This is a genomic window from Kitasatospora sp. NPDC018619 (genome assembly GCF_044391605.1).
Taxonomy (GTDB): domain Bacteria; phylum Actinomycetota; class Actinomycetes; order Streptomycetales; family Streptomycetaceae; genus Kitasatospora.
On record NZ_JBISAI010000028.1, the window covers coordinates 81,258 to 87,257 of the forward strand.

Below are 6,000 nucleotides of genomic sequence, written 5' to 3' on the forward strand. Positions count from 1 at the left end.
CGCGCGGGAACGCCGGAAGGCGTGGCACCGAGTACCACTCGGCGCCACGCCCTCCACTGTCGTCCCGGCCCGGACCAGGCTTGGCTCAGGCCGGCTCGGGTTGGCTCAGGCTTGGCTCAGGCCTTGCGGGCCTTCACCTCGGCGGTGAGCTGCGGCAGCACCTGGAAGAGGTCGCCCACCACGCCGTAGTCGACCAGCTCGAAGATCGGGGCCTCCGCATCCTTGTTGACGGCCACGATGGTCTTCGAGGTCTGCATGCCGGCCCGGTGCTGGATGGCGCCCGAGATGCCCGCCGCGATGTAGAGCTGCGGGGACACCTGCTTGCCGGTCTGGCCGACCTGGCTGCTGTGCGGGTACCAGCCGGCGTCCACGGCGGCGCGCGAGGCGCCGACGGCCGCGCCGAGCGCGTCCGCGAGCTCCTCGACCACGCCGAAGCCCTCGGCGGCACCGACCCCGCGGCCGCCGGAGACCACGATCGCGGCCTCGGTCAGCTCGGGACGGCCCGAGGAGACGCGCGGGGTGCGCGAGGTCACCCTCGCGGCGTTGCCGGTGAACTCCACGGCCACGTTCTCCACCGCGCCGGCGGCCGGGGCGGCCTCCGGGGCGACGGCGTTCGGCTTGACGGTGATGACCGGCGCGCCCTTGGTGACCTTGGACTTCACCTGGAAGGACGCGGCGAACACCGACTGGGTGGCGACCGGGCCGCCGTCGCCGGCCTCCAGGTCGACGGCGTCGGTGATGATGCCGGAGCCGATCCGCAGCGCGACCCGGGCGGCGACCTCCTTGCCCTCGCCCGAGGACGTCACCAGCACCGCGGCCACGTCGTTGGCCTTGGCGATCTGCGCCAGCGCGTCCACCTTCGGGACGACCAGCCGGTCGGCGAACTCGGCGCCGTCCGCGACGTACACCTTCGCCGCGCCGTACTCGCCGGCCTTCGCCGCGATGCCGGCCGCCGCCTCACCGGCGCCGAGGACGACGGCGGACGGCTCGCCGATGCGGCGGGCCAGGGTCAGCAGCTCCAGGGCCGGCTTGCGGACCGCACCGTCGGCGTGGTCCACCAGAACCAGGATCTCAGCCATGATTCGTTGCTCCTGATCGATCGTTGGGTGCGCGAACGGGGTGGGACTAGATGAACTTCTGGTCGGCGAGGAAGCCCGCGAGCGCCTTGCCGCCCTCGCCCTCGTCCTTGACGACCGTGCCCGCGGTCCGCGCCGGACGCGCCGCCACCGACTCCACCGCCGTCCACGAACCCGCCAGACCGACCTCGTCCGCCCCGATCCCCAGGTCGTCCAGGTCCAGCGACTGCACCGGCTTCTTCTTCGCCGCCATGATCCCCTTGAACGACGGGTACCGGGCCTCACCCGACTGGTCCGTCACCGACACCACCGCCGGCAGCTCCGCCTCGACCAGCTCCGTCGCCGCGTCACCGTCCCGACGGCCCCGCACCACACCGCCCTCGACCGACACCTCCGACAGCAGCGTCACCTGCGGCACCCCCAGACGCTCCGCCAGCAGCGCCGGCAGCACCCCCATCGTCCCGTCCGTCGACGCCATACCACCGATCACCAGGTCGAACCCGGTCCGCTCCAGCGCCTTCGCCAGCACCGCCGACGTCCCGATCACATCCGAACCGTGGATGTCCTCGTCGTTCACGTGCACGGCCTTGTCCGCACCCATCGACAGCGCCTTGCGCAACGCGTCCTTCGCGTCGTCCGGCCCCACCGTCAGCACCGTCACCTCGGCACCCTCGTTCGCCTCCGCGATCCGCAGCGCCTGCTCCACGCCGTACTCGTCCAGCTCCGACAGGAGGCCGTCCACACCCTCCCGGTCGGTGGTGTGGTCGTCCGAGAAACGACGGTCCCCCGTCGCGTCCGGCACGTACTTCACACAGACAACGATCCTCAAGCTCACGGCCTTGTCTCCTGTACTGGTCTCGTCCGGCGGCTGCGGCGGTGCAAGCGGGCGCGAACACGGCACGCACCCGCTCCGGGCAGCGGATTCCCGTGCCGGTCCGGAACTTCCTGGCAGCATACTCGCCGGTAGTGCAGTGGTCACTACTGGCCAGTAGCTTATGCCGTGCGGCCGCTCCCGCCGCCCGTGCCCATCCTGCCCCAGCGCGGGGTCTCCTCCACCCGACGGGGCGGAACACCCGCCGCCGGATTGCTCACACCACGTGCCCGAGCGCGGCGATCACGTCCACCCTGCGCGGCTGCCCCGCCGCCCGGCGCACCACCCGGCCCTCGCCGTCCAGCACCAGGACGGTCGGCGTCCGCCGGACGTCCAGCCGGCGGACCAGCTCCAACCGCTCCTCGGCGTCCACCTCGACGTGCCCGACGCCCTCGACCATCCCGGCCACCTCGGACAGCACCCGCCGGGTGGCCCGGCAGGGCTGGCAGAACGCCGTCGAGAACTGCACCAGCGTCGCCCGCGCCCCCAGCGGCCCGCCCAGCTCCGCCTCCGACAGCCGTACGGCCTCCGCCCGGTCCTCGGTGCCCACCCTCGTCCTCCCGTCGACCCCGGCCCCCGACGGGCCGGAACCGGCCACCGTCGGGGCGCCACGACGCACTCCGCCACCCGGGCCGTCCCTCCAGTCTGCGGCAGCGTCCGCGGCGCCGGAAACCCGGTCGACCGCCAACGCTCGGCCACGTACGATCGGCCGATGGACTCCGCCCGACGCCCGACGCCGCCGGTCCGCTGCCGCGTCACCGACCCGGCCAGGACCGCCGTCCGCCGACGGCCCTGACGGGGGCACCGCCGCCCCGCCGCAGCCCACAGCCGCCGCCCGCCGCGACCCCCCGGAGCCCCGTTGCAGACCGATCCCCGCGGCCCCCGCTTCGCCGCAGCACTCACCGCGGCCGTCCTGGCCGTCGTCCTGCGCACCGGAAGCCTCCCCCTGCTGGCCGGCCAGACCCTCGTCTGCGCCCTCGGCGCGTTCGGCGGCCTGCGCCTGGCCCCGTACGTCCGGCTGTTCCAAGAGCTCCTGCTCCCCCGGCTCGCCCCGCCCGACGCGACCGCCGACGAGCGGAGGCTCCGCTTCGACCAGGGCGTCGTGCTGGTGTTCGCCGCGGTCGGCACGCTCGGCTACGGCACCGACGTCACGTGGCTCGGCATCCTGGGCGCCTCGACCGCCCTCACCGCCGCGTTCGTCAACGCGGCGTTCGGCTACTGCGTGGGCTGCGAGCTCTACCCCCTGGTCCGGCGCGCCCAGGGCCGACTCACCGCGGGCGTCTGAGGCGGGCGGGCGAAAAGTTCCCGCCTGAATTCATCACGGAGATCACATCGCCAATATTCACTTGACCGCACGCCTCAGGTGACAGCAGGCACTCGTTCGGGGGATCATCTCCCTGAATCACCCGTGACCGCCGCGGAGTGTCGTACTCCGGTCGGCACCGCCCGCGCAACGGAGCGGGTACCCGCCGAACCGGGCTCCGGCCCGTGGAAGTCAGGACTGACCGTGGCAGAGTTCGTGTACCCGCCGGTGATCGGCGCCGCACTCACCGCCTTCCGCGCGCTCGACGTGCGGATCAAGATCGTGGGCGCCGAACACATCCCCGCCAGGGGGGGAGCGGTACTGGTCAGCAACCACATCAGCTACCTGGACTTCCTGTTCGCGGGCCTCGGCGCGTACCGCGGCGGGAAGCGCAAGACCCGCTTCATGGCCAAGGACGACGTCTTCAAGCACCGGATCTCCGGCCCGCTGATGCGCGGCATGAAGCACATCCCGGTGGACCGCACCGACGGACAGCCCGCGTACGAGGCCGCCGTGCGCGCCCTCAAGGCCGGCGAGGTCGTCGGGGTGTTCCCCGAAGCGACCATCAGCCGCTCCTTCATGCTCAAGAAGTTCAAGACCGGCGCCGCCCGGATGGCCGCCGACTCCGGTACCCCGCTGCTGCCCGTCGTGCTCTGGGGCACCCAGCAGCTGTGGACCAAGGGCCGGCCGAAGACCCTCACCAAGCGGCACGTCCCGGTGACCATCATGATCGGCGAACCGATTCACCTCGGACCGAACGACAAGCCCGTGATGGTGACCCGGCGGCTGCGCGCGGCCATGAGCGAGATGCTCGACCAGGCCCAGCGCGAGTACCCCGGCAAGCCCTCCGGCCCGGACGACACCTGGTGGCTGCCCGCCCAGCTCGGCGGCACCGCGCCCACCCTGGAGGTCGCCGAGGCCGAGGACGAGGCGGAGGCCCTGGCCAAGGCCGAGCGCCGCGCCGCCCGGGGCTGACCCCGGCCCCCTCCTGCTCCCCCCTCTTCCCCGTCCTCTCTGCTCCGCCTACTCCGTGCGGCCGAGCGCGCACGGTCCGTCGCGTGTCGCCGGACCGCCGGTGCCCCCGGTCTGACACAGTGACAGCTCCTTCCAGGGGCCTTCGTCCTGAATCCGCGGCGGGGGTCACGTCGGAGCGGTCGAGAGGCTCGGAGGCGGAGATGGCACGGATCACCACCGGTACAGGGCAGTCACCCACGGGCAGGGCCCGCACCCGCGCGAGGGCCGGTGCGGGCCTGCTGCTCCTGGGCACCCTGCTCACCGGCTGCGGGGCCGAACCCGGCGAGATCCCGCTCTCGGAGATCCGGCCCGAGGCCCCGAGCGCCGCGCCCGAGACACCCGCCTCGACTCCCGGCGTGGTCGGCGCGGCCGTCGGTACCCCCGCGGCCACCGTGCACAACGGGCTGATCGTCAGCCGCGCCTACATCGACGCCTCCCACTCCAGCACCGCGATCGTCACCCTCGTCCCCGACGGCACCGGCCAGCACCAGGTCACCCGACCGCCGGCCGGCGCCCTCGACGACCGCCCGGACTGGTCCCCCGACGGCACCACCATCGCCTTCGACCGCACCGACCCCCAGAGCGGCAGCGCCCGGCTCTGGACCGTCCCCACCGCCGGCGGCCCCGAGCACCAGATCAACCAGCTCTGCGAGAGCGGCACCGCCGACTGCGCCAACGAGGACGAACGCGCCCCCGCCTACTCCCCGGACGGCAAACAGGTGGCCTTCAGCCGCTCCTGGGGTGCCCTGGACCCGTCCGGCAGCCGTCAGATCCAGTACTCCGACCTCTACCTGATGAGCCCCGAGGGCACCGACGTCCAGCGACTCACCTTCCTCACCAACGACAAGCCCTACTCCGGGGCGGTCAGCAACCCCAGCTGGTCCCCCGACGGCAAGCAGCTCACCTTCGACTACCGCACCAGCGCCACCGGGCAGCCGGCCAACAGCCGCGCCATCTACGTCGTCAGCGCGGACGGCACCGGGCTGCGCCAGCTCACGCCCTGGGAACTGCGCGCCGGCGACCGCGCGGACTGGTCCCCCGACGGCACCCAGATCGTCTTCACCACCTACCCGGCCGGCCCCGAGAACGCCCCCGGCGGCGGCATCTACACCGTCCACCCCGACGGCAGCGCCATCGGCGCCCTCACCCCCGCACCCTCGGACGTCTTCTACGGCCCGGCGGCCTTCTCCCCCGACGGGCAGTCCATCGTCTTCACCCGGGCGCCCGCGGGCGCGGGCGCCGACCTCTACAGCATGCGGCCGGACGGTACGGGCGTCGCCCGCCTCACCAACAGCGCGGACAAGTCGCTCAGCCGGCCGGCCTGGGGAACGGCGGAGGCCGCGGCGGCGCCCGCCGACCAGGTCCAGGCGACGGACCGGCCCTCGGACCAGGCGTCGGGCCAGGCCTCGCAGGCTCCCCAAGCGCCCCAGACACCCCAGGCGTCTCAGGTGCCGCAGCCCGACGCCCAGCAGCCGGCCCAGGCCCAGGGGCAGGCTCCCACCGAGAAGCCTCAGCCGGGGACGGAATCCGAGTCCGACTCCGGGTCCGGTGCCGGTTCCGAGGCGGACGAATAGGTCTCTCCCGGAGTCCCGGAAACGCGAAGAACCCCCGGCCAGGTCTCCCCGGCCGGGGGTTCTTCACAAGAATTGTTCGGCGGCGTCCTACTCTCCCACAGGGTCCCCCCTGCAGTACCATCGGCGCTGTAAGGCTTAGCTTCCGGGTTCGGAATGTAACCG

General features: G+C 73.1%; 6 protein-coding genes and 1 rRNA gene. 3 read left to right on the forward strand and 4 right to left on the reverse strand.

The features are described 5' to 3' along the window. Window positions 1-116: 116 nt before the first annotated feature. The 3 genes from ACH5AR_RS31210 to ACH5AR_RS31220 form a co-directional block, all read right to left on the reverse strand. The gene (locus ACH5AR_RS31210; RefSeq protein ID WP_396304885.1) at window positions 117-1,079 is read right to left on the reverse strand and encodes an electron transfer flavoprotein subunit alpha/FixB family protein; all 963 of its coding nucleotides are present in this window, start codon (window positions 1,077-1,079) and stop codon (window positions 117-119) included. Between the two features lie 46 nt (window positions 1,080-1,125). Further along, on the reverse strand, window positions 1,126-1,911 hold the full coding sequence (locus tag ACH5AR_RS31215; protein WP_396304886.1) for an electron transfer flavoprotein subunit beta/FixA family protein: 786 nt from the start codon (window positions 1,909-1,911) through the stop codon (window positions 1,126-1,128). A 253-nt stretch (window positions 1,912-2,164) separates the two neighbouring features. After that, window positions 2,165-2,497 carry a thioredoxin family protein gene (locus ACH5AR_RS31220; protein ID WP_396304887.1) on the reverse strand — a complete coding sequence of 111 codons (333 nt, stop codon included), beginning with the start codon at window positions 2,495-2,497 and terminating at the stop codon, window positions 2,165-2,167. Between the two features lie 309 nt (window positions 2,498-2,806). Here ACH5AR_RS31220 and ACH5AR_RS31225 point away from each other — a divergent pair, with 309 nt between their 5' ends. The 3 genes from ACH5AR_RS31225 to ACH5AR_RS31235 all read left to right on the forward strand — a co-directional run bounded on the left by ACH5AR_RS31225 (window position 2,807) and on the right by ACH5AR_RS31235 (window position 5,838). Continuing rightward, window positions 2,807-3,232 carry a DUF4395 domain-containing protein gene (locus tag ACH5AR_RS31225; protein WP_396304888.1) on the forward strand — a complete coding sequence of 142 codons (426 nt, stop codon included), beginning with the start codon at window positions 2,807-2,809 and terminating at the stop codon, window positions 3,230-3,232. A gap of 222 nt (window positions 3,233-3,454) precedes the next feature. After that, entirely contained in the window at window positions 3,455-4,225 is a 771-nt protein-coding gene (locus ACH5AR_RS31230; protein ID WP_396304889.1) for a lysophospholipid acyltransferase family protein, read from the forward strand. A 200-nt stretch (window positions 4,226-4,425) separates the two neighbouring features. Continuing rightward, window positions 4,426-5,838, forward strand: coding sequence for a TolB family protein (locus tag ACH5AR_RS31235; RefSeq protein WP_396304890.1), 1,413 nt, complete (start codon window positions 4,426-4,428; stop codon window positions 5,836-5,838). A 74-nt stretch (window positions 5,839-5,912) separates the two neighbouring features. On the opposite strand, the gene rrf is transcribed toward ACH5AR_RS31235, so the two are convergent. Beyond that, window positions 5,913-6,000: ribosomal RNA gene (gene rrf, locus ACH5AR_RS31240) — 5S ribosomal RNA — on the reverse strand; the annotation flags it as partial.